This is a genomic window from uncultured Roseobacter sp. (genome assembly GCF_947493125.1).
Taxonomy (GTDB): Bacteria; Pseudomonadota; Alphaproteobacteria; order Rhodobacterales; family Rhodobacteraceae; genus Roseobacter.
Genome location: NZ_CANLQB010000004.1, coordinates 418830 through 438628 on the forward strand (window position 1 = coordinate 418830; position 19799 = coordinate 438628).

General features: G+C 62.6%; 24 protein-coding genes. 10 read left to right on the forward strand and 14 right to left on the reverse strand.

Annotation, left to right across the window (positions count from 1 at the left end; translation table 11 throughout):
* Positions 1–48 precede the first annotated feature (48 nt).
* The 4 genes from Q1A71_RS11180 to Q1A71_RS11195 all read left to right on the forward strand — a co-directional run bounded on the left by Q1A71_RS11180 (position 49) and on the right by Q1A71_RS11195 (position 2968).
* Entirely contained in the window at positions 49–702 is a 654-nt protein-coding gene (locus Q1A71_RS11180; protein ID WP_299675528.1) for an alpha/beta hydrolase, read from the forward strand.
* A 4-nt stretch (positions 703–706) separates the two neighbouring features.
* On the forward strand, positions 707–949 hold the full coding sequence (locus tag Q1A71_RS11185) for a hypothetical protein (RefSeq protein WP_299675531.1): 243 nt from the start codon (positions 707–709) through the stop codon (positions 947–949).
* Positions 942–1526, forward strand: coding sequence for an HD family hydrolase (locus Q1A71_RS11190; RefSeq protein WP_299675534.1), 585 nt, complete (start codon positions 942–944; stop codon positions 1524–1526). The genes Q1A71_RS11185 and Q1A71_RS11190 overlap by 8 nt, the downstream gene beginning before the upstream one ends.
* A 227-nt stretch (positions 1527–1753) precedes the next feature.
* A complete protein-coding gene (locus tag Q1A71_RS11195) occupies positions 1754–2968 on the forward strand; it encodes an NADP-dependent isocitrate dehydrogenase (protein ID WP_299675537.1) in 1215 nt (404 codons plus the stop codon).
* A 51-nt stretch (positions 2969–3019) separates the two neighbouring features.
* Here Q1A71_RS11195 and Q1A71_RS11200 read toward each other — a convergent pair whose 3' ends face one another.
* Complete coding sequence (locus tag Q1A71_RS11200) at positions 3020–3226, reverse strand: DUF6356 family protein (RefSeq protein ID WP_299675540.1); 207 nt, start codon at positions 3224–3226, stop codon at positions 3020–3022.
* A 112-nt stretch (positions 3227–3338) separates the two neighbouring features.
* Here Q1A71_RS11200 and Q1A71_RS11205 point away from each other — a divergent pair, with 112 nt between their 5' ends.
* The 4 genes from Q1A71_RS11205 (at position 3339) to aroQ (ending at position 7813) form a co-directional block, all read left to right on the forward strand.
* Positions 3339–3797, forward strand: coding sequence for an Lrp/AsnC family transcriptional regulator (locus Q1A71_RS11205; protein WP_299675543.1), 459 nt, complete (start codon positions 3339–3341; stop codon positions 3795–3797).
* A 211-nt stretch (positions 3798–4008) separates the two neighbouring features.
* Entirely contained in the window at positions 4009–4578 is a 570-nt protein-coding gene (locus Q1A71_RS11210; RefSeq protein WP_299675545.1) for a biliverdin-producing heme oxygenase, read from the forward strand.
* Positions 4575–7115: an HWE histidine kinase domain-containing protein gene (locus tag Q1A71_RS11215; RefSeq protein ID WP_299675548.1), complete on the forward strand. Its 2541-nt coding sequence runs from the start codon at positions 4575–4577 to the stop codon at positions 7113–7115. Before Q1A71_RS11210 ends, Q1A71_RS11215 begins: the two co-directional genes overlap by 4 nt.
* Positions 7116–7375: 260 nt before the next feature.
* Positions 7376–7813, forward strand: a complete 438-nt coding sequence (gene aroQ / locus Q1A71_RS11220) for a type II 3-dehydroquinate dehydratase (RefSeq protein ID WP_299675551.1) — start codon at positions 7376–7378, stop codon at positions 7811–7813.
* A gap of 75 nt (positions 7814–7888) precedes the next feature.
* Here the strand turns inward: aroQ and tsf are convergent, their stop codons facing one another.
* Both tsf and rpsB read right to left on the reverse strand, forming a co-directional pair.
* Entirely contained in the window at positions 7889–8764 is an 876-nt protein-coding gene (tsf, locus tag Q1A71_RS11225; protein WP_299675554.1) for a translation elongation factor Ts, read from the reverse strand.
* A gap of 75 nt (positions 8765–8839) precedes the next feature.
* The gene (gene rpsB, locus Q1A71_RS11230) at positions 8840–9712 is read right to left on the reverse strand and encodes a 30S ribosomal protein S2 (protein ID WP_299675557.1); all 873 of its coding nucleotides are present in this window, start codon (positions 9710–9712) and stop codon (positions 8840–8842) included.
* Between the two features lie 284 nt (positions 9713–9996).
* Between rpsB and Q1A71_RS11235 the strand changes: the two genes are divergently transcribed.
* Positions 9997–10575: a PA14 domain-containing protein gene (locus Q1A71_RS11235; protein ID WP_299675560.1), complete on the forward strand. Its 579-nt coding sequence runs from the start codon at positions 9997–9999 to the stop codon at positions 10573–10575.
* On the opposite strand, the gene Q1A71_RS11240 is transcribed toward Q1A71_RS11235, so the two are convergent.
* From Q1A71_RS11240 to Q1A71_RS11250, 3 genes are all read right to left on the reverse strand, one after another.
* Entirely contained in the window at positions 10558–11424 is an 867-nt protein-coding gene (locus Q1A71_RS11240; protein WP_299675563.1) for a lysophospholipid acyltransferase family protein, read from the reverse strand. The genes Q1A71_RS11235 and Q1A71_RS11240 overlap by 18 nt on opposite strands.
* The gene (locus Q1A71_RS11245) at positions 11421–12185 is read right to left on the reverse strand and encodes a GNAT family N-acyltransferase (protein ID WP_299675566.1); all 765 of its coding nucleotides are present in this window, start codon (positions 12183–12185) and stop codon (positions 11421–11423) included. The genes Q1A71_RS11240 and Q1A71_RS11245 overlap by 4 nt, the downstream gene beginning before the upstream one ends.
* A gap of 128 nt (positions 12186–12313) precedes the next feature.
* On the reverse strand, positions 12314–12496 hold the full coding sequence (locus Q1A71_RS11250) for a DUF3553 domain-containing protein (RefSeq protein ID WP_299675569.1): 183 nt from the start codon (positions 12494–12496) through the stop codon (positions 12314–12316).
* A gap of 28 nt (positions 12497–12524) precedes the next feature.
* On the opposite strand from Q1A71_RS11250, the gene Q1A71_RS11255 reads away from it, so the two are divergent.
* The gene (locus Q1A71_RS11255) at positions 12525–13121 is read left to right on the forward strand and encodes a histidine phosphotransferase family protein (RefSeq protein ID WP_299675572.1); all 597 of its coding nucleotides are present in this window, start codon (positions 12525–12527) and stop codon (positions 13119–13121) included.
* Here Q1A71_RS11255 and Q1A71_RS11260 read toward each other — a convergent pair.
* The 8 genes from Q1A71_RS11260 to Q1A71_RS11295 all read right to left on the reverse strand — a co-directional run bounded on the left by Q1A71_RS11260 (position 13118) and on the right by Q1A71_RS11295 (position 19762).
* Complete coding sequence (locus Q1A71_RS11260; protein WP_299675575.1) at positions 13118–14383, reverse strand: glutamate-5-semialdehyde dehydrogenase; 1266 nt, start codon at positions 14381–14383, stop codon at positions 13118–13120. The two genes, Q1A71_RS11255 and Q1A71_RS11260, sit on opposite strands and share 4 nt — an antisense overlap.
* 73 nt (positions 14384–14456) lie before the next feature.
* The gene (proB, locus tag Q1A71_RS11265) at positions 14457–15563 is read right to left on the reverse strand and encodes a glutamate 5-kinase (protein ID WP_299675578.1); all 1107 of its coding nucleotides are present in this window, start codon (positions 15561–15563) and stop codon (positions 14457–14459) included.
* Positions 15551–16585 carry a GTPase ObgE gene (gene obgE / locus Q1A71_RS11270; protein ID WP_299675581.1) on the reverse strand — a complete coding sequence of 345 codons (1035 nt, stop codon included), beginning with the start codon at positions 16583–16585 and terminating at the stop codon, positions 15551–15553. Before obgE ends, proB begins: the two co-directional genes overlap by 13 nt.
* A 36-nt stretch (positions 16586–16621) precedes the next feature.
* Positions 16622–17158 carry a GNAT family N-acetyltransferase gene (locus tag Q1A71_RS11275; RefSeq protein ID WP_299675747.1) on the reverse strand — a complete coding sequence of 179 codons (537 nt, stop codon included), beginning with the start codon at positions 17156–17158 and terminating at the stop codon, positions 16622–16624.
* A gap of 2 nt (positions 17159–17160) precedes the next feature.
* Positions 17161–17763 carry a LysE family translocator gene (locus Q1A71_RS11280; protein ID WP_299675584.1) on the reverse strand — a complete coding sequence of 201 codons (603 nt, stop codon included), beginning with the start codon at positions 17761–17763 and terminating at the stop codon, positions 17161–17163.
* 94 nt (positions 17764–17857) lie between these two features.
* Positions 17858–18127: a 50S ribosomal protein L27 gene (rpmA, locus tag Q1A71_RS11285; protein ID WP_299675587.1), complete on the reverse strand. Its 270-nt coding sequence runs from the start codon at positions 18125–18127 to the stop codon at positions 17858–17860.
* Between the two features lie 11 nt (positions 18128–18138).
* Positions 18139–18801, reverse strand: coding sequence for a 50S ribosomal protein L21 (locus Q1A71_RS11290; RefSeq protein ID WP_299675590.1), 663 nt, complete (start codon positions 18799–18801; stop codon positions 18139–18141).
* Between the two features lie 187 nt (positions 18802–18988).
* Positions 18989–19762 carry a DUF2059 domain-containing protein gene (locus Q1A71_RS11295; protein ID WP_299675593.1) on the reverse strand — a complete coding sequence of 258 codons (774 nt, stop codon included), beginning with the start codon at positions 19760–19762 and terminating at the stop codon, positions 18989–18991.
* Positions 19763–19799: the final 37 nt, after the last annotated feature.

Below are 19799 nucleotides of genomic sequence, written 5' to 3' on the forward strand. Positions count from 1 at the left end.
CGTCAAGATTGCACGCTCGCGCCTTGGAACATTGTTACAGGGACGCCCATGCCCGAGGTCATTTTTCCCGGACCCGAAGGCCGCCTCGAAGGCCGCTACCACCCCCAGAAAGAGCGCGACGCGCCCATTGCCATCATCCTGCACCCGCACCCGCAATTCGGCGGGACCATGAACCACGTGATCGTGCACCGGATGCATTACGCCTTCTACAACATGGGCTTTACCGTGCTGCGGTTCAATTTCCGCGGGGTCGGGCGCAGCCAGGGGGAATATGACCAGGGGATCGGCGAGCTGTCTGACGCGGCATCGGCGCTCGATTACTTGCAGTCGATGAATAACAACTCCAAACACTGCTGGGTAGCCGGTTTTTCCTTCGGCGCCTGGATCGGCATGCAGCTTCTGATGCGCCGGCCCGAGATCACCGGCTTCATCTCGGTGGCGCCACCCGCCAACATGTACGACTTCTCCTTCCTCGCGCCCTGCCCCGCGTCGGGCCTGATCATCAACGGCACAGCCGACCGGGTCGCGCCGCCCAGCGATACGGAATCGCTGGTCTCCAAGCTGCATGAGCAGAAGGGCATCACCATCACCCATGAACAGGTGGACGGGGCCGGGCATTTCTTTGAAGAGCCGCATCTGGAGACGCTGATCGACACCACCACGGCCTATGTGAAGCGGCGGCTGACCGAAACAACGAGGTGACCCCATGGGCATTGTCGAAGACGTCGCGGACGAACTGGCGCTGGAAAGCCTCAAGATCATCAACGCAACGGGCGACGACGCCTTCGTGCAGCGCATCGCGGACACCATCGGTGGCTCGTCGCAGACCATGGAAGAGGCCTACCTCACCGCGGTGCGCGTGCGCCGGGCCGAACAGCGGGCGCGCGAGCTTCTGAAATCGCTCAAGGACGACATGGCGCGGCGCCAGGAGCCACCCGCGGGTGGCTGACCGGCTCTCCGCCCAGATCGCGTTCCTGAACGAAGCCGACAAGCTCAAATCCGTCGTCCGCGCCTCGCGCCTGCATGACGACAGCCGCTTCGAGAACTCCGCCGAGCATTCCTGGCACGTGATGCTGCACGCCTTCGTTCTGGCCGAGCACGCGCCCGAGGGCGTCTCGGCCACCCGCGCGCTGCAGATGCTGCTGATCCACGATCTGGTCGAGATCGACGCGGGCGACACGCCGATCCATGGCGCGGTGGATGCGGCCGCGCAGGAGGCCGCCGAACAGGCCGCCGCCGACCGGCTCTTCGGCCTGCTGCCTGCCGATCAGGCCGCGGCTTACCGCGCGCTCTGGGACGAGTTCGAAGCCGCCGAGACGCCGGATGCGCGCTTTGCCAAGGCCATCGACCGGCTCTCGACACCGCTCGCCAATCTGCAGAACGGCGGCGGATCGTGGACCGAGTACAACGTCACCATGGCGCAGATGGAGACCCGCGTCGGCACTCCGATCGGGCGCGGCGCGCCGGTGCTCTGGGACTGGCTGCGCCCCCGGCTCGCTGCATTTTTTGCGCGTGCGGGGGGTTAACGGGGGCTCACCCCACCGCACGCCGCGCACCGACGTGATACCGACGTTTTACCGACGCAATACCGACAGGCCACCGACAGCTGTTTTGCGGGGCCCCCGGCCAGCCGGGCGCCCGGCGCAAACCAGTCGGCATATTTTCGGTATACATCTGTATACAGGCTTTCAAACCGGCGCCAACTGCGCTACACCGCGCGCGAATTGACTCGAACCCGAAACAGGAGCGCTCCATGACCAAGATCAAGGTGGACAACCCCGTCGTCGAACTCGACGGCGATGAAATGACCCGGATCATCTGGGATTTCATCAAGAAGAAACTCATTCTGCCTTATCTGGATGTGGACCTGAAATACTACGACCTCGGGATCGAGGCGCGCGACGAAACCGACGACCAGATCACAGTGGATGCCGCCCATGCCATCAAGGAACACGGCGTCGGCGTGAAATGTGCCACCATCACGCCGGATGAGGCGCGGGTCGAGGAGTTCGGCCTGAAACAGATGTGGCGCTCGCCCAACGGCACCATCCGCAACATCCTTGGCGGCGTGATCTTCCGCCAGCCGATCATCTGCAAGAACGTGCCGCGCCTCGTGCCGGGCTGGACCAAACCCATCGTGGTCGGGCGCCACGCTTTCGGTGACCAGTATCGCGCTACCGATTTCAAATTCCCGGGCAAGGGCAAGCTGACGATCAAATTCGTCGGCGAAGACGGCACCGAGATCGAGAAAGAGGTGTTCGACGCGCCGGGTGCCGGTGTGACCATGGCGATGTACAACCTCGACCAGTCCATCATCGACTTCGCGCGCGCCTCGATGAACTATGGCCTGTCGCTCGGCTGGCCGGTCTATCTCTCCACCAAGAACACAATCCTCAAGCAGTACGACGGGCGTTTTCTGGAGCTGTTTCAGCATATCTATGACACCGAATTCAAAGAGAAATTCGAAGCCGCTGGCATCACCTACGAGCACCGCCTGATCGACGACATGGTGGCTTGCGCCATGAAGTGGAACGGCGGCTACGTCTGGGCCTGCAAGAACTACGACGGCGACGTGCAGTCCGACACCGTGGCGCAGGGCTTCGGCTCGCTGGGCCTCATGACCTCCGTCCTGATGACGCCCGACGGCCAGACCGTCGAAGCCGAAGCGGCGCATGGCACCGTCACCCGCCACTACCGCCAGCACCAGAAAGGCGAGGAGACCTCCACCAACTCCATCGCCTCGATCTACGCCTGGACCGGCGGGCTCAAGCACCGCGCGAAACTCGACGACAACGCGCCCCTGCTGAACTTCGCCGAGACGCTGGAAAAGGTCATTGTCGACACCGTGGAAAGCGGCTTCATGACCAAGGACCTGGCGCTGCTCGTGGGCCCCGATCAGAAGTGGCTGACCACCATGGGCTTCCTCGAGAAGGTCGACGAGAACCTCAACAAGGCGCTGGCAGGCTGAGCCACCGTCACACCGGATCTAAGGGCCGCAGAGATGCGGCCCTTTTTCGTGTCAGTGCCCGCGCGCGTGGAGCCGCTGGTGCAGCCCGGTGACGATCCGGCCCGCCGTCTTCTCGAAGAGGCACGGGATGAACGCATGCACCAGCGCCGCCCCCGCCGCCGCCATCAGCGCCGCGGCAAATCGCAGGGCGAACAGCATGTGTTGACCAAAGCTCTCATCCACGGTTGCGGGATGGGCAAGAAAGATGCGTTGAAACATGGCGGGCTCCTTGACGTTTTGCGCAAGCTATCATCGGGGCCCTGAGACTGAATCCCAATTTGTTGCCAAATATGGATTGATAACGGGACAAGATCTCAAATAATGTCCCTTGATGATAACACTTGATGAAATCGACCGAAAGCTGCTGCGGCTGCTTCAAAAAGATGCGAGCACGCCGCTCGACACCCTGGGCGAGGCCGTGCACCTCAGCCGCAATGCCTGCTGGCGACGGATCAAGGCGCTTGAAAAAGCGGGCGTGATCGCGCGCCGCGTCACCGTGCTCGACCCGGTGAAATGCGGGCTGGGGCTCGCCGTCTTCATCCTGATCCGCACCAATGCGCACGCCCCCGACTGGCTGGACAAGTTCCGCGCAGCCACCCGGTCCCTGCCCCAGGTGCTGGGCGTCTACCGGATGAGCGGCGATCTGGACTATCTGGTGCGCGCGCAGGTGGCGGACATGGCCGACTATGACCGCCTCTATCAGTCGCTGATCCAGCGGGTGCCCCTCTCGGACGTGTCCGCCAGCTTCGTGATGGAACAGATCAAGGACACCTCTGAACTGCCGCTCTGACCTGCCCCTGAGGTCCGCCCCCCCTTGGCGTAAGGCGATTTCGATCCCCAGTCGTTCAAATCTGCTCCAGATCGCTTTTGGCGGTTGCACTCGCCCGCCACAAACGCCTTATAGGACCGTGACGGCGCCCCTACACTCCTTTAACGTGTGGGGACTATTTTCTTGGAAACTTCACTCGGAGACAGACATGCAGGCGTGTCCGATACCAGATATGACGGGTCCGAGCACGCGTTCCTGGCTGCGCGACGCGACCCGCGGTTTGCATGAGGACGCCGAGGCGATGTGGATGCCGGCAGCTGCGTTTCGCTCGAAGGACAGCTATCGCGGCTTTCTCTCGGCCCTTCTGCAGGCTCATGCGCGCCTGGGGCTGCCCGCCGCGAGACGTCGCGGGGATACCGCGGCACAGCTGAGCGAGCAGGCACGCATTGACGCGCTCTGCCGCGACTTGCAGCACCGTCTCCCGCGACAACATCCTCCACAGAGGATGAGCGCGCTGTATGCCTGGGGCGTCGGCTACGTGCTGAACGGCTCGACCCTTGGGGCCAGCGTTCTGATCTCCAAGGGATATCTCCAGGCCAGCTGGCCGCGCTCTTACCTGGAGACCAGCCGCGCCTTTGCGCAATCCGGTCAGCTGCGCAGCTTCTTCGACCAACTCGACGACCTGCCGATGGGCGCGCCGGAGTTGCTGCGCGGTGCCGTCGAGACGTTCGAGATCATCAAGACCGGCGCCCCTGCACCGGAGCGGATGCCGGCGTCCGTGTTGAGGGAGCAGCGGGCATGAGCGACGCCATGGATGACGCAAAGATCCGCGAGGCACTGGCCGAATGCGAGCGTGAGCAGATCCATATCCCGGGCATCATTCAGCCCATCGGCTACCTTCTGGGCGTTGAGCCACGCAGCGGCGAGGTCCTCTATGCCAGTGCCAATTGCGCAGCGCTCTTTCGACAGGATGACACAAACATCATGGGGCGGACGGTGCGCGACCTTCTGGGCGCGGAGATCTGGCATGCCTGCCTGAACACTCTGGCATCCGCCGACAGCCCGGACCGTCGCCAGTTCGCCGGTGTCTGGCAGAACGGTGAGGCCGCTTGGGCCGTGCACATGACCCACTGCGCCGGTCGCCTCGTGCTCGAGATCGAAGACGCCTCGGAAACCCCCTCGAGCTCGCCGGAGATGCTGCTTCAGCAAGCCCAACTCGTCAGTCAAATCCAGACCTGCACGGACGAGCAAAGCCTGTTCCGCCTCACGGTCCGGCTGCTGCGGCATCTGACCGGGTTCGACCGCGTCATGATCTATAGGTTGGATGCCTTTGGCCATGGCGAGGTTCTGGCCGAAGAGCGCCGAGCGGGTCTCGAATCTTTCGAAGGGCTGCACTTCCCAAAGTGGGATATCCCGAAGCAGGCCCGCGACATCATGAGCCGGGTGCCCCTGCGTCTGATTGCGAACATCGCGGATGATCCCGTCCCGATTCTACAGGCCACCGCGGACCTGCCCCCCCTCGACATCTCCCTTGCTCAGCTGCGCGGGGTGTCAAAAGTGCATCTGCAATACCTTCGGAATATGGGCTCGGATGCGACGATGACCCTGTCCGTGGTGTTGGACGGCGATCTCTGGGGCATCATCTCGTTCCACCACATGCAGCCCAAGGTCTCGTCCCCCGAGATCCGGCAGATGCTGGCCGATGCCTTCCTGCCGGTGTTCTGCCTCAAGCTGAACCAGATCCGCGATCGCACCAGCCTCACACTTGCACGTAAGATCAATGGCTTACAGACCGATATCCAAGCCAAACTCGACAAAAAGACCGAGATTGAAGAGGTGCTGGAGGGGCTTGGCCAGCAGCTGTGCGAGGCTCTGAACATCACGGGTCTTGCCATCATTTCTGGCGCGCGCACCCACACTTACGGGCAGACCCCCTCAGAAGCAGCGCTCGCGGCGCTGGTTCAGGCGCCCCCCAATGCCACCGGCACGCTCTATACGACCGATGCGCTGCGCGACGCCTTTCCAGATCACCGAGACGGCTTCGGCGGTCTCGGCGGCGCGCTGGTCATCCACGGCCCGCACGACCGGCGCCTGGCCTTCTTCCGCCCGGTGATCGAGCAATCGGTCGCCTGGGCCGGCAATCCGACAAAGGCCCTGCATCAGGTGGACGGCAACGCGCGCCTCGAACCCCGGGGCAGCTTTGCGACCTATCTCGAGAGCATCGAAGGGCAGTCCGAGCCCTGGTCCCCCGAGGATCAACATCTGGCACAGCTGCTCTGGCCGCTTCTGAATGCCGCCGAACGACAGGCCTTCATGAATGATCTCAGCCGCCAGCAAATGCTGATGATCGGAGAGCTGAATCACCGGGTCCGCAACATCCTCACCCTGATCGAGTCGGTCTCACGGCAGGCCCGGCGCTCCAACAGCTCCCTGGAGAGCTACAGCAAGGCGCTCGAGGCGCGGATCAAGGCGCTGGCCGCCGCGCATGATTTGGGTGCAGGCTCTGCCCTGCCGTCGGTCTCTGTGCGCAAGATTATCGAGCTTGAAAACACGCCTTACGGGGATGACGCTGGCAGTCAGCTGTCCATCACAGGTCCGGATTTCTACATTCGCGCCGATCTGGCGCCCACCTTCACCCTTGCCATCCATGAGTTGATGACCAACGCGGTGAAATATGGCGCGCTGTCGACCGCGAGCGGACGCATTGCCGTCGCACTCGCGGAAACGGAAGCGGGCATGGAGCTGACCTGGGTCGAATCCGGTGGCCCGCCTGTCGTGAAACCCGATGTGGTCGGCTTCGGCTCGATCCTGATCACCCAGGCGATTGCCTATGAACTGGGCGGTTCGTCGGATCTCGACTACGCGCCGTCCGGCGTGCGCGCGCATCTGACCATCCCGCACAAGATGCTCGACGCGAAACCGGACCGAGACGAGATCAAGGCAGCGGTCGCAGACGAAACGATCACCAATATACCGGCTCCTCTAAGAAACGGCATCATATTGATTTTAGAAGATAATTTTGTCATCGCCAATGGGATCGCCGAAGATCTGAAGACCATCGGTTTTCCCAACAGCGAGATTGTCGCGCGGGCGGAGGAAGCGCTGGACTACATCGGCATCGAATCCCCGGCGCTCGGCCTGCTCGACATCAATCTCGGCGGTGGCCAGACCAGTATCGAAGTCGCGCGCAAGCTGGCCGAGAAGCAGGTGCCGTTCGTCTTTGTGTCTGGCTACGGGGAACTGGCAGACCTGCCGGCGGATCTGGACGGTCGCCAAGTTCTGACCAAACCCGCCTCCCGAGAAGACCTGATCAAGGCGCTTGCCAAGCTGGTGCCCTGACCCGTGCGGATTACCCCGCGCGCGCGGGACCTGCTGATCTCCGATCGTACACTGAACCGCCACCGGTGACGCTTTCGAGGACATATGCGGAGGCCCAGACGCTGATCCCCTTGCATCAGCCATCGGGGCCTAGGCGGGCTGCATGCGCTCCCGGCCGGGACGGGCAAGGAGGACACGGTCGCCGGGTGAGGGGCCGGGCCCGCTGGACAGCACGCCCTGCAACGGTCTATGCAAGGGAAATCCTTGCATGTGAGCCACTTATGACCTCAATTCTGATCCTGAATGGGCCGAACCTCAATCTCCTCGGGACGCGGCAGCCGGAGGTCTATGGCGCAACGACGCTCGCAGATATCGAGGGAATGTGCACAGCCTGGGCAGACGCCGCCAACTGCACGGTCACGTTCCTGCAGTCAAATCACGAGGGGGCGCTGGTCGATGCCATTCACGCCGCGCGCGGTGTGCAGGACGGCATCATCCTGAATGCGGGCGCCTACACCCATACGTCCATCGCGCTGATGGATGCCTTGGCCTCGGTCGAACTGCCCGCCATCGAACTGCATCTGAGCAACGTCCACGCGCGGGAGACGTTTCGGCATAAATCCTACATCGCCAAGGTGGCGGTCGGCCTGATCTGCGGTTTCGGGGCGCAAGGATACACCTTGGCATTGGACGCGATGAAGTCGCACGTCGAAGATTAATACCGACGTGTAAGCCCCTGAAAGAAAAGGGCGACGGAACCCCGTCGCCCTTGTAATTCCGACTGTGGAATTGCGTCAGCCCTTTGCAGCCTTCGCAACCTCGGCAGCGAAGTCTTCCTTGACCACTTCGATGCCCTCGCCCACTTCCAGACGGACAAAGCCGCCGATGGTGGCACCGGCGTCCTTGGCCGCCTCACCCACGGTCAGATCGGGGTTCACGACAAAAGACTGGTTCAGCAAAGTCACTTCGGACATGTACTTCTTCATGCGACCGATGATCATCTTCTCGATCACCGCTTCGGGCTTGCCGCTTTCGCGCGCAATGTCCATCTGAACCTGCTTTTCCTTTTCGACAACCGCCGGGTCCAGATCGTCTTCAGACAGCGCCGCCGGGTTGACCGCCGCGATGTGCATGGCGACCTGCTTGCCGAAGGCTTCATCGCCCCCGTTCAGAGCGACGAGAACACCGATCTTGCCCATACCGGGGGCGGCGGCGTTGTGCACATAAGAGACAACGGTCTCACCGTCTATGGCCGACATCCGGCGCACCGACATGTTCTCACCAATCGTCGCGATTTTGTCGGTGACCACGGTGGCCACGGATGTGCCGCCCATGTCAGCTTCCTTCAGCGCCTCGACATCAGAGACGGTGAGCGCGACCTCGGCGATGCCGGCAACCATTTCCTGAAACTCTGCGTTCTTGCCCACGAAATCGGTCTCGGAATTCACCTCGACCGCAACACCGTGACCGCCGCTGACCTTGACCGCGACGAGACCTTCCGCCGCCGTCCGACCGGATTTTTTCGCAGCCTTCGCAAGGCCCTTGGTGCGCAGCCAATCCAGCGCGGCTTCCATGTCGCCGTCGGTCTCGGTCAGCGCCTTCTTTGCGTCCATCATGCCTGCGCCGGTAGTGTCGCGCAGCTCTTTGACCATAGATGCTGTGATCGCCATCTGAGGTTCTCCTTTGGAATCTTCTTGTGCCGGGGCAGGTCATCCCTGCCCCATATGTCATGCGTGTGACGCGGCTCAGCTTGTCGCTTTTTCGACCGTCTCTTCCTTGGACTCGATATCCAGAGGCGCATCGGTCGCAACCGCATCGTTGGAGACCGTCTCGGAGGATGCGTCCCCGACCTCGACACCGGTCGACTCGGCCACGGCCTCTTCGACAGGTGCTTCTTCCATCTCACCCAGGTCAACGCCTGCGGCCCCCAGTTGCGCGGACATACCGTCAAGCGCCGCGCGGGCTGCCAGATCGCAATAAAGCGCAATGGCGCGGGCCGCATCGTCGTTGCCGGGGATGATGTAGTCGATGCCGTCGGGCGCGCAATTGGTGTCCACAACGGCCACAACCGGGATGCCCAGCTTGTTGGCTTCGGCCACGGCCAGCGCTTCTTTCTTCACGTCGATCACGAAGAGCAGGTCGGGACGGCCGCCCATTTCGCGGATCCCGCCGAGGCTCGCCTGCAGCTTGCCCTGGTCACGTTCCATGCCCAGACGCTCTTTCTTGGTCAGCCCGGCAAAGCCCTGCTCCGCCTGCTCGTCAATCGCCTTCAGACGGTTGATCGATTGCGAGACGGTCTGCCAGTTGGTCAGCGTGCCGCCCAGCCAGCGGTGGTTCATGTAGTATTGCGCGCATTTCTCGGCAGCTTCCGCGATTGGCTGCTGCGCCTGACGCTTGGTGCCGACAAACAGGATGCTGCCGCCCTTGGCGACGGTTTCGCGGATCACGTTCAGCGCCGCGTCCAGCATCGGCACGGTCTGTGTGAGATCCATGATGTGGATGCCATTGCGCGCGCCGTAGATGAACGGACCCATACGCGGGTTCCAACGCTGTGTCTGGTGGCCGAAGTGCACGCCTGCTTCAAGCAACTGGCGCATGGTGAACTCTGGAAGAGCCATGTCGTGTCTACCTTTCCGGTTTTATCCTCGGCGGGGGCATGACAGATCTCTGCCAACCGGCGGACCCTCGGGGATGTCTCCCCCAATGAGCCCAAACCCCGCCTGCGGGTTTCAGTCCGCGCCGTATAAGTCACGCCCGCGCAGATCGCAAGAGGCCAATTCAACAGCGCATCTACGAAGTGATCAGCCTGTTCTTGTCACCGGTCCGCAGCGCACTCTAGTATCGCAGCCAACCGGGCCCTGCGAGGTCCGGATCACGAGACGAAGAACAACCGGGAGTGACCATGACCTTCTTTCTCAAACCCGCCGCTTTTGCGGTCTCAATCGTATTGCCAGCACTGGCTGTTGCCGAGACAGTGACGCTCAGCCCAGCCGATCCGCAACCCTCCGCCGCAGAGCTGAGCCCCGGCCTGGCGGTCGTGTATGCGTTCCCCGGTGACGTGCGCACCGTGAAGGACGCCCGCAACGCGCTCAAGCGCAAGACGGTCGACGGCCCGCCCCTTGCAGGTTTGTCATACGACGACACAACCGAGGGCGATGAAACCCTGACCTCCGGCAAGGCGATGAAAGTCGCCGCGGATATCTCGGGCTACATCAAGTTCGACGCGCCAGGCACATACGTCCTGGATTTTCTGAACAACGACGGTCTGGAGATCAGCATCGGTGGCGAGATCGTGGGAGACTATGATGAGGTGCATTCCTGCGGGTATGCTGGCGAGATCGAAGTCGATGTGCCGCAAGCGGGCTACTATCCCCTGCAGGCCACCTATTTCCAGCGCAAAGGCACAGCCTGTCTGATGATGGAATGGGGCCCCGACAGCGACGGGCTGGAGCTTGTACCGGATTCAGCCTTCTTCCACTGAGCCTTCGAGGTCGGGCGGCACCCGCCCGGCCCGTCGCTCAAAGCCCGCGCGCACCTGTGCCTCGCAAGCCGCGGCCAGCGCTTTGCGATCCGGATAATCAGCGACCCGGATCGGCGGGTGATAGACCACCTCGACAGTGCCATGCTGCGGCCGTGCCAGCATGGTGACGAGATGGCCGGCAAAGCTCATGTCGCCCCACCAGCCGTACAGGCGCGGGTCGGCGTCCTGCGGTGCTTTGTAGATCACCGAGATCGGCTGGACCCCGAGGCTGTCGCGCAAGGCAGGTGCGAAAAAGGCGGCGAAGAGAGTGGTCTTGAACGGCAAAACCCGCCGTCCGTCGCTGCTCGTGCCTTCGGGAAAGAACAACAGGCGATGTCCCGCGACCAGCCGCTCGGCAAAGACGACAGCCTGCGCACGGGCCTGGGCTCTGTCGCGATCAATGAACACCGTGCCCGTCGCATGCGCCAGCCAGCCGATCCCTGGCCATTGCGCCACTTCGGATTTAGAGACGAAATAGATGCGCTTGGACGCGTTCAGCACAAAGATATCGAGCCAACTGGAGTGATTGGCGACCGCCGCGCCCGGCCCGTTCATCGGCGTCCCCTCGACCTCCAGCGCGAGCCCGATGATCCGCAGGGCATTTCGACAGACGAAGACGGTGATGAAGGGCGTGATGGGCCGCGCTGCTCCGAAAAACGGGCGCTCGACCAACCGGGCCAGCAGCAAGACCGCCAGTCCCCCGAAGACAAGAAGCGCCAGCGGCAGCCCCCGCACTAGGGCCAGCCCGTACCCAGCGGCGGTCCGTGGCGGCTTCGGCGGTGGCGTATCGCCGAACCAGGTGGTGCTCATGCGCCTGCCCCCTGATACAGCCGCGCCTGGCGTGCATTCATCCGTGCGGTATCGAGGATCAGACACACATCTGTCGTATTGAACGTGTGATCAATGAACGCACCTTCGCCCACGAACCCGCCGAGCCGCAGGTAAGCCTTGATCAGAGCGGGAATGGACAGCATCGCCCGCCGCGCGTCCAGCTGGCTTTCCGGCACCAGATCCATCCGCTGGAACGCGTGGGGCTGCGCCCGGACCCGAATGTCATCAGGCGCGAGGTGGCGGTGATGCAGCAGCGCGAGAGGCTCGGCGATCCGGGCGACATCGGTTCCGTGAAAGCTTGCCACGCCAAAGAGCACCTCGATCTCATGTCGCGCGATGTAGCGCGCCAGCCCGCTCCACAGATGGTACATGGCCATGCCGCCACGATAGTCCGGATGCACGCAGGACCTGCCCAGTTCGAGAACCCGGCGGCCAGACTGCAGGATTGCCGAGAGGTCGTATTCATCAGACGAATAGAACTGACCTGCCGCCTCGGCCTGATCCTGACGCATCACGCGGTAGACACCGACAACAGCTCCGCGCGCCTCGTCCCACAGAAGCATATGATCGAAGAAGGGGTCAAAGCGGTCTCTCTCAAGGCGCGCGGCATGATCCACCAAAGCCCCGCCGCCGCCGAGTTCCTCGACAAAGACCTCGTAGCGCAGCCTTTGCGCCGCCTTCAGATCGTCGTCTGTCTCAGCGAGACGGACGAGGAAGGAGGTCTGGAGTGGCGCATCCATGTCGGGGGTGGCAATCCTGCGGCTCGGAGGTTTGGCACGGTCTTAGTTAATAGCCGCCGAGCATGCAACGCATCAACGGCGTGCGGTTTACAATCGCTGAGTGCACGTTAACCTTTTGGCAAGGTTCTTCATCCATCAAATACCGGGATCAAGGCAATACGGGTGCTATCAATGACGACCTTCCCCTCGTCACGGAAATTCACTGTGACACGGGCATTTACATTGCTTTGCACCTGCCCCGGCCCCCAGTCGGGTCGGTCTGGATGCTGGACCAGCATGCCGGGTGACAGGATCGCGTTCAAATCTTCCATGGCACTCTTTTCGCGCAGGAGACAGTAGATGGGCCAGAGCAATATTAACCTTGCCGCATTGATCGGCAGTCGCATCTGCCATGACCTCATATCGCCAATCGGGGCCATCAACAACGGGTTGGAACTGCTGGGCATGGCCGGGGGCACCCCAGGGCCGGAGATCGACCTGATCCAGGAAAGTGTGGGCAACGCCAGCGCGCGGATCCGCTTCTTCCGCATCGCCTTCGGCGCCTCCGGCGACCAGATGATGGGCCGCGCCGAAGTTGTCTCGATCCTCGATGATCTGATGGACGGCGGTCGCCTTGCGGTGGCCTGGGGGCCGCTCGACCCACAGCCCCGGGGCGACGTCCGCATGGTCTTCCTCGCCCTGCAGTGCCTTGAAAACGCTATGCCCTACGGGGGGAGGATCGAAGTCAGCCGGGAAGACAACATGTGGCTGCTGCATGGCGAGGCAGATAAACTGAACATTGACGAGCCGCTTTGGAACATCCTTGCGACCAGGGACGCGCCGCCAAGCCTCCGCCCCGCTCAAGTGCAGTTTGCGCTGTTGCCGATCCTCGCAGACGATGGCGGGCGGCGCGTGGTCACCGAAATGTCGGAAACCCAGATCAAGCTGAGGTTCTAGGCACGCACAGTGCCCTGACCGGTAACGCGATATTTGAAGCTTGTCAGCTGTGTCGCCCCAACGGGGCCACGGGCGTGCATCTTGCCGGTGGCGATGCCGATCTCCGCACCCATCCCGAACTCGCCCCCATCGGCGAATTGTGTAGACGCGTTATGCATCAGGATCGCTGAATCGAGCTCGGTCAGGAAGCGTTCGGCCGCAGCGCTGTCCTCGGTGAGGATGCAATCGGTGTGACTGGACCCAAATTGCCGGATATGATCCATCGCCGCATCGAGATCGGGGACAGTGCGTGCCGCGATGATCATGTCGAGGTACTCTCGGCCCCAATCCTCGGCGGTCGCCTCGACTGTGCCCTCTATGCCCGACAGCGCCGCGTCGGCCCGCACCTCGACGCCTGCGTCAATCAGCGCGCGGATCACGCCGCGCCCGATGGTCATGGCCACCTCCTCGTGAATCAGCAGACATTCCGCTGCGCCACAGATACCGGTGCGTCGGGTTTTCGCATTCAGCACGACCTTGAGCACGGTTTCCGGATCCGCGGCCTTGTCGATGTAGATGTGCACAATGCCTTCCAGATGCGCAAAGACGGGCACCCGCGCCTCGCGCTGCACCAACCCGACCAGCCCCTTCCCGCCCCGGGGCACGATCACGTCGATCATGCCCGTCATGGTGAGCATCTCGCTCACTGCCGCGCGGTCCCGCGTCGGCACCAGCTGAATGGCGTCTTCCGGCAATCCTGCCTCCCGCAGACCATGCACAAGGCAGGCGTGCAGCGCGGAGGACGAATGAAAGCTCTCCGACCCGCCCCGCAGGATCACGGCATTACCCGACTTCAGGCAGAGCGCGCCGGCGTCAGCCGTCACATTGGGCCGGCTTTCATATATCACGCCGACCACCCCCAGCGGGGTGCGGACCCTTTGAATATGCAGCCCGGACGGTTGCTCCCATTCGTCCATCACCTGCCCGACAGGGTCAGCCTGCTCGGCCACCGCCCGCAGGCCGTCAACGATGCCCCGGATGCGGTCTTCATCCAGCATCAACCGGTCCATCATTGCCGGGCTCAGCCCCTTCTCACGACCGAAGGCGAGGTCCTTTCCATTGGCGTCGATGATCTCCGCGCGACGGCGCCACACGGTATCGGCAGCTGAGATCAGGGCGGCATGTTTACGCTCGGCACTTGCGAAGGCGAGCTTTGTGGCGGCCGCCCGCGCCGCCGCACCCATATCCGCCATGACGGCAGGAATGTCCGTATGATCGAGCATGAAGAGGCCTCCTCAAAGAGATGTCCGCAACCGATACGGGATCGGCACGAGCGGCACAACAAAAAGCGCGGTTTCAGAGTGCCATGTCATCGCGATGGATCAGTGCGGCACGTCCCGGATAGCCCAGGATCGCTTCAATCTCGCCCGATCGGTGCCCCTTGATCGCGGTGGCTTCCTGTGCGGTGTAGCGGCTGAGGCCCAGGCCGATCTGATGGCCGTCAGGGCCCTCGATCGCAACCGGATCGCCCCGCTCGAAGGCGCCTGACACGCGTTTGACGCCGGCGGGCAGCAGGCTCTTCCCGCTGTGAAGTGCCGAGACCGCACCGGCGTCCAACCGTACGACGCCGCGCGGCTTCATGCCACCGATCCACCGCTTGCGCGCCGCCTGCGGATCAAGCCCTGCCGTGAACCAGGTCGCTGGCGCGTTGCCATGCAAGACCCGCAAGGGGTTCTGGACGGAGCCTTCGCTGATCACCATCGCACACCCTGCTGCGGTGGCCGTCTTTGCCGCCATCAACTTGGTCTTCATCCCGCCTTTCGACAGACCCGAGCCCGCGTCACCGGCCATGGCCTCGATCTCCGGCGTGATCTTCTCGATCACGTCATATCGCTTGGCCGTCGGGTCCTCGGTGGGGTTGGAGGAATAGAACCCATCCACATCGGACAGAAGCACGAGTACATCGGCACCAACCGTCACCGCGATTTGCGCTGCGAGACGGTCGTTGTCGCCAAAGCGGATCTCGTCCGTCGCGATGGTGTCGTTCTCATTCACAATCGGCACGACCCCGAGCGACAGAAGCTGCTCGAGTGTGGCGCGGCTGTTCAAGTACCGACGCCGGTCGGCACTGTCTTCGAGGGTCACGAGGACCTGCGCTGTCATGATCTGATGCGGCGCCAGAACCTCTTCATAGGCCCGTGCCAGACGGATCTGACCGACCGCCGCAGCGGCCTGTGACTGCTCCAGAGGCAGATCGGCATGGGGCAACCCCAGCACCCCGCGACCCAGAGCAATTGAGCCCGAGGAGACCAGCACCACGTCAACGCTCTGCGCCTTCAGCCAGGCCACGTCTTCCGCCAGCGAGATGAGCCAGTCTGCACGCAAAGCGCCCGTCGCGCGGTCAACCAGAAGCGCCGACCCGATCTTGACCACAAGCCGGCGCGCGGCGGTCAGGGATGCCACGGCGCGTCCTCCACCTCCGGCTTCTGGCGCAAACGGTCCTCATCAATCTGCCCGCGCAGCGCGCGCAAGACATCGGTGACCCCTTCGCGCGCCACGCCCGACATCAGGAACACCCGGCCACCGCTGGCCGCTTCCAAAGCGCGCCGCGCCTCAGCCCGCGCCTCCTCGTCCAGAGCGTCAATCTTGTTGAGGACCGTGATGCGCGGCTTGTCGGCAAGATCGCTTCCATAGGCCTCCAGTTCGGCGATGATGGTCTCGTAGTCCTGCGCAACGGTGTCGGATGTCCCGTCAACAAGATGCAGCAGCACCGCACAACGCTCCACATGACCGAGGAAGAGATCACCCAACCCCTTGCCCTCCGAAGCGCCTTCGATCAGGCCCGGAATATCCGCGACGACGAATTCGGTATTGTCCACACCGACGACACCGAGGTTCGGGTGCAGCGTTGTAAAGGGATAATCCGCGATCTTGGGGCGGGCATTCGACGTGGCCGCCAGAAAGGTGGATTTGCCTGCATTCGGCAGCCCGAGCAGCCCCACGTCCGCAATCAACTTCAGCCGCAGCCAAAGCGTACGCTCGACCCCGTCCTGCCCCGGGTTGGCCCGCCGCGGCGCTTGGTTGGTCGCCGACTTGAACTGCAGATTGCCGAATCCGCCGTTGCCCCCGCGCGCCAATTGCACCCGCTGGCCCACTTCCGTCAGATCGGCAATTACCGTCTCCTGATCCTCATCGAGGATTTCCGTGCCAACCGGCACGAGCAGCGTGATGTCATCGCCATCCTTGCCGGTGCGCTGCCGCCCCATGCCCGGCTGGCCGTTCTTGGCAAAGAAATGCTGCTGGTAGCGGAAGTCGATGAGCGTGTTCAGCCCCTCAACCGCCTCAGCCCAGACAGAGCCGCCCGTGCCGCCGTCGCCACCATCGGGCCCGCCATATTCGATGTACTTCTCGCGGCGGAAGCTGACGCAGCCGCCGCCGCCCGCACCAGAGCGGATGTAGACCTTGCAGAGATCGAGAAACTTCATGGGAGGCTTCCTAGCCCGGCGCGCGCGCGCCCTCAATCAGAGTTTTCGTAAGTACGTCCAGGTCGGCACGGTTGTGTCGCGCGCCAGGCTGAAGCTTTCCGCATCGCCCAGATACTCGAACCCGCAGTGGGTCAGTACCCGCGCCGATGCCGGATTGTCCTGAAAGACGCTGGCAAACATCGTCTTGTTCTTCAGCGGGTTCGCCTCGACCAGCGCCTGGACTGCGTCCGATGCGAGGCCGGTGTTCCAATACGGTGGAGCCACCCAATAGCTGACCTCGGACTGGTCGCGATCCATACGTTCCAGCGAGATCACACCCATCAGTTCCGAGCCATCGGAAAGTGTCCCGTCCATCGCCCAGACATCCTCGTCCCGGTCGTCCGACATCGCGCGCGCAATGAAGGCTTCGACCATGCCCGGCGGGACCGGATGTGGAATGGAGGTGGTCATGCGCGCGACCCGCTCATCCCCACCATAGAGTTCGATCAGACCCATATCCGACTTACGTAACGGGCGCAGCACGAAGCGCTCGGTCTCAACCGTGGGCTGGAGCGTGATCTTTTCCATTTCCATCGTCATGTCCCTCCTCCGAACAGTACGAACAACACCGATGCGACGGTCAGTGCCGCAAGGGTCCACATAAGATAAGGTTCCATCGCCGTTCCCGCTACGGTGCGGGCGATGGCTTCACCGGCAAGTGTCCAGAGCGGATGCAGCAGCACCTGACAGGTCAGCAATACCGCGGCAATGGTTGCTGTTGCCTCAACGGCGGGAGTGCCAGGGGCCACGAAAGCAGTGAACCCACCCACGATCATCGCCCAGGCCTTCGGGTTGAGCGGGTGCACGATCAGCCCGGCAGCGAAGCCCGGCGGGCGTTCAGCCGCTCCCACCGTGCCCAGCCGCATATTGGCCACGCGCCAGGCCAACCAGATAATATAGGCGGCGGAGGCGTATTTGAGCGCTTCGAACACCCAGGGCGCCTGCTCCGCCAGTTCCATCAGACCGAAGCCCACGGGCCAGATCACCAATTGTTTGCCAAGCGCCACCCCGGCGACGAAGGGCAACGCGGCGCGAAAGCCGTAGCGCGCACCGGTGGTCATCAGTGCCATATTCGCGGGCCCAGGCGTGCCCACCTGTGAGGCGGCAAAGATGGCAAAGCTGGCGACAGCGACCGACATGTATGAAACCTATACGTTCTGTATGGCAAAAATGAGAAAGGGGACCGGCGGTTCCGCCGATCCCCCTGAGTGTGTCATGTCCTTGAGGAAGGGCTTATTCAGCGGCCTCCGCCACTGGCAAGACCGAAATGAACGTACGGTTCTTGAGACCCTTGTGGAAGGTCACGGCGCCGTCGACGGTCGCAAAGATCGTGTGATCCTTGCCCATGCCCACGCCGTCGCCCGGCCAGAACTTGGTGCCGCGCTGACGCACGATGATGTTGCCGGGGATGGCCTTTTGACCACCGTAGAGTTTCACGCCAAGACGACGGCCAGCGGAATCGCGACCGTTGCGGGATGAACCACCTGCTTTTTTATGTGCCATCTGGTCTCTCCTTAGCCTTTGCTGAGTTCTTTGGCCTGGTCGATCCAGCCTTCGCGCTCGATCCGGCCTTTGAACGACAGTTTCTCGTCCATAGCAGCAACGTCTTCATCGGTCCATGCTGCGATTTGCGCAAATGTGGTGACACCCGCATCTAGAAGCTTTTTCTCAAGTGCCGGGCCGACACCGCTCAGCTGTTTCAGATCGTCGGCACCGGCCTTGGGTGCGGCTTTGGCCTTCGGCGCCTCCGCCTTAGGTTCAGCCTTTTTCGGTGCAGCTTTCTTGGCCGGTGTGGCGGCTTCGACAGCCTTTGCCGAAACCGAGCCAGCGCCCAAGGCGGCCTTGACGCCGGACTTCTCTGCGCCTGTGGCGAGAATATCCGTCACCTTGATAAGGGTCAGCTTCTGACGGTGGCCCTTGGTCCGCTTGGACGAATGCTTCCTGCGGCGCTTGACGAAGTTGATGACCTTCTCGCCTTTGATCTGGTCAACCACTTCGGCCTGAACGCCCGCGTCCTTGACGAAGGGCGCACCGACAACAACCTTGTCGCCGCCCAGCATCAGAATATCGTTGAATTGAACGGTTTCACCCGCATCGGCAGCCAGTTTTTCAACGCGCAGAGTATCGCCCGATTGAACCTTGTACTGTTTGCCACCGGTCTTCAGGACCGCAAACATAGCATTTCCTTTGCTCTTACCCGCGTCCTGTGGTCCCCTCTACTCGGGCGTTTCGGCCTCGCAGCCACCTCGAACAGCGCACTCCGGTCAGAGTGTTTAGTGAAAGAAACAAGGCCCGGCGAACCGGACCTCATCTGTGAGGCTGCCGTTTGCACCACTGCGCCTGACATGTCAAGCCGTTTCGCGGTCAGATATCGTTGCCGGCAGCGTTCATCGCCACAGCCCGGCCAAGACCATAGGCGATGTCGGTGAAGATGGCCTCGTATCCGGCAAAAAGAGCGGCATTCAAATCGGCACCCGCCGAACTTTCGGCAAAGGCGACATAGGCTTCGAGATCAGCGAGGTCGAGTGGTTGCTGCGCCAGAAAAAAGTATCCCCGCAACCAGACCTCTGCGTCCGACCGCAACCCCTCTTCCGACTCCCAGACCTCGGACAAGATCTGTTCCTCTGACATCTCCAGAAGACCGCCGTCCGCCAAGCCGCGCGAGAATTGGTAGCTCGAACTCATCGTCAGCGCCACGTTCAACTCCAGCAGGTCATTCAGAGTGATAAACTCGGATACGAGGCGCGCATGATCATCACCTTCAGGCAAGGCGGCAAAGGCTGCTGCAGCGGCCTCCTCGACCGCTTCATCCGCCATCGCACCACGCGCGGCGATCTCCAACTCCGTGATCCTCTGGCCGCGCGTGCTGTCGAAGAACTGGACCGCGACATCCAGCGCCGCATCATCCAACCCCTCCTCAAGCGCACGATGGAAGGTGTCCTTCATCGCGCCGGTGTCGTAGAGCCGCGAGACCTGCTGCTGCCAAAAGGCGCCGCCCTGCCCCCTCAGCATATCAGCGTTGAGATCGTCAGCATCGGAGATGCCCTCTGCCCGCAACGCTTCGACCAACTGGGGCAGCCGCAGCGCATCCATCAGCACCGTCACGCGTGCATCGGACCATGCAGGCAACGCCGTCACGCAAAACACTATCGCAAGACCGAGAAGGCGCATCGCC

Coding starts and splice junctions, on each gene's coding strand:
- tsf (WP_299675554.1), bottom strand. CDS start 8,764: ATGGCGATCACAGCATCTATGGTCAAAGAGCTGCGCGACACTACCGGC.
- rpsB (WP_299675557.1), bottom strand. CDS start 9,712: ATGGCTCTTCCAGAGTTCACCATGCGCCAGTTGCTTGAAGCAGGCGTG.
- Q1A71_RS11185 (WP_299675531.1), top strand. CDS start 707: ATGGGCATTGTCGAAGACGTCGCGGACGAACTGGCGCTGGAAAGCCTC.
- Q1A71_RS11240 (WP_299675563.1), bottom strand. CDS start 11,424: ATGAGCACCACCTGGTTCGGCGATACGCCACCGCCGAAGCCGCCACGG.
- Q1A71_RS11200 (WP_299675540.1), bottom strand. CDS start 3,226: ATGTTTCAACGCATCTTTCTTGCCCATCCCGCAACCGTGGATGAGAGC.
- Q1A71_RS11195 (WP_299675537.1), top strand. CDS start 1,754: ATGACCAAGATCAAGGTGGACAACCCCGTCGTCGAACTCGACGGCGAT.
- rpmA (WP_299675587.1), bottom strand. CDS start 18,127: ATGGCACATAAAAAAGCAGGTGGTTCATCCCGCAACGGTCGCGATTCC.
- Q1A71_RS11215 (WP_299675548.1), top strand. CDS start 4,575: ATGAGCGACGCCATGGATGACGCAAAGATCCGCGAGGCACTGGCCGAA.
- Q1A71_RS11180 (WP_299675528.1), top strand. CDS start 49: ATGCCCGAGGTCATTTTTCCCGGACCCGAAGGCCGCCTCGAAGGCCGC.
- Q1A71_RS11260 (WP_299675575.1), bottom strand. CDS start 14,383: ATGCTCGATCATACGGACATTCCTGCCGTCATGGCGGATATGGGTGCG.
- Q1A71_RS11245 (WP_299675566.1), bottom strand. CDS start 12,185: ATGGATGCGCCACTCCAGACCTCCTTCCTCGTCCGTCTCGCTGAGACA.
- Q1A71_RS11280 (WP_299675584.1), bottom strand. CDS start 17,763: ATGTCGGTCGCTGTCGCCAGCTTTGCCATCTTTGCCGCCTCACAGGTG.
- Q1A71_RS11235 (WP_299675560.1), top strand. CDS start 9,997: ATGACCTTCTTTCTCAAACCCGCCGCTTTTGCGGTCTCAATCGTATTG.
- aroQ (WP_299675551.1), top strand. CDS start 7,376: ATGACCTCAATTCTGATCCTGAATGGGCCGAACCTCAATCTCCTCGGG.
- Q1A71_RS11255 (WP_299675572.1), top strand. CDS start 12,525: ATGGGCCAGAGCAATATTAACCTTGCCGCATTGATCGGCAGTCGCATC.
- obgE (WP_299675581.1), bottom strand. CDS start 16,585: ATGAAGTTTCTCGATCTCTGCAAGGTCTACATCCGCTCTGGTGCGGGC.
- Q1A71_RS11290 (WP_299675590.1), bottom strand. CDS start 18,801: ATGTTTGCGGTCCTGAAGACCGGTGGCAAACAGTACAAGGTTCAATCG.
- Q1A71_RS11250 (WP_299675569.1), bottom strand. CDS start 12,496: ATGGAAGATTTGAACGCGATCCTGTCACCCGGCATGCTGGTCCAGCAT.
- Q1A71_RS11210 (WP_299675545.1), top strand. CDS start 4,009: ATGACGGGTCCGAGCACGCGTTCCTGGCTGCGCGACGCGACCCGCGGT.
- Q1A71_RS11275 (WP_299675747.1), bottom strand. CDS start 17,158: ATGGAAATGGAAAAGATCACGCTCCAGCCCACGGTTGAGACCGAGCGC.
- Q1A71_RS11205 (WP_299675543.1), top strand. CDS start 3,339: ATGATAACACTTGATGAAATCGACCGAAAGCTGCTGCGGCTGCTTCAA.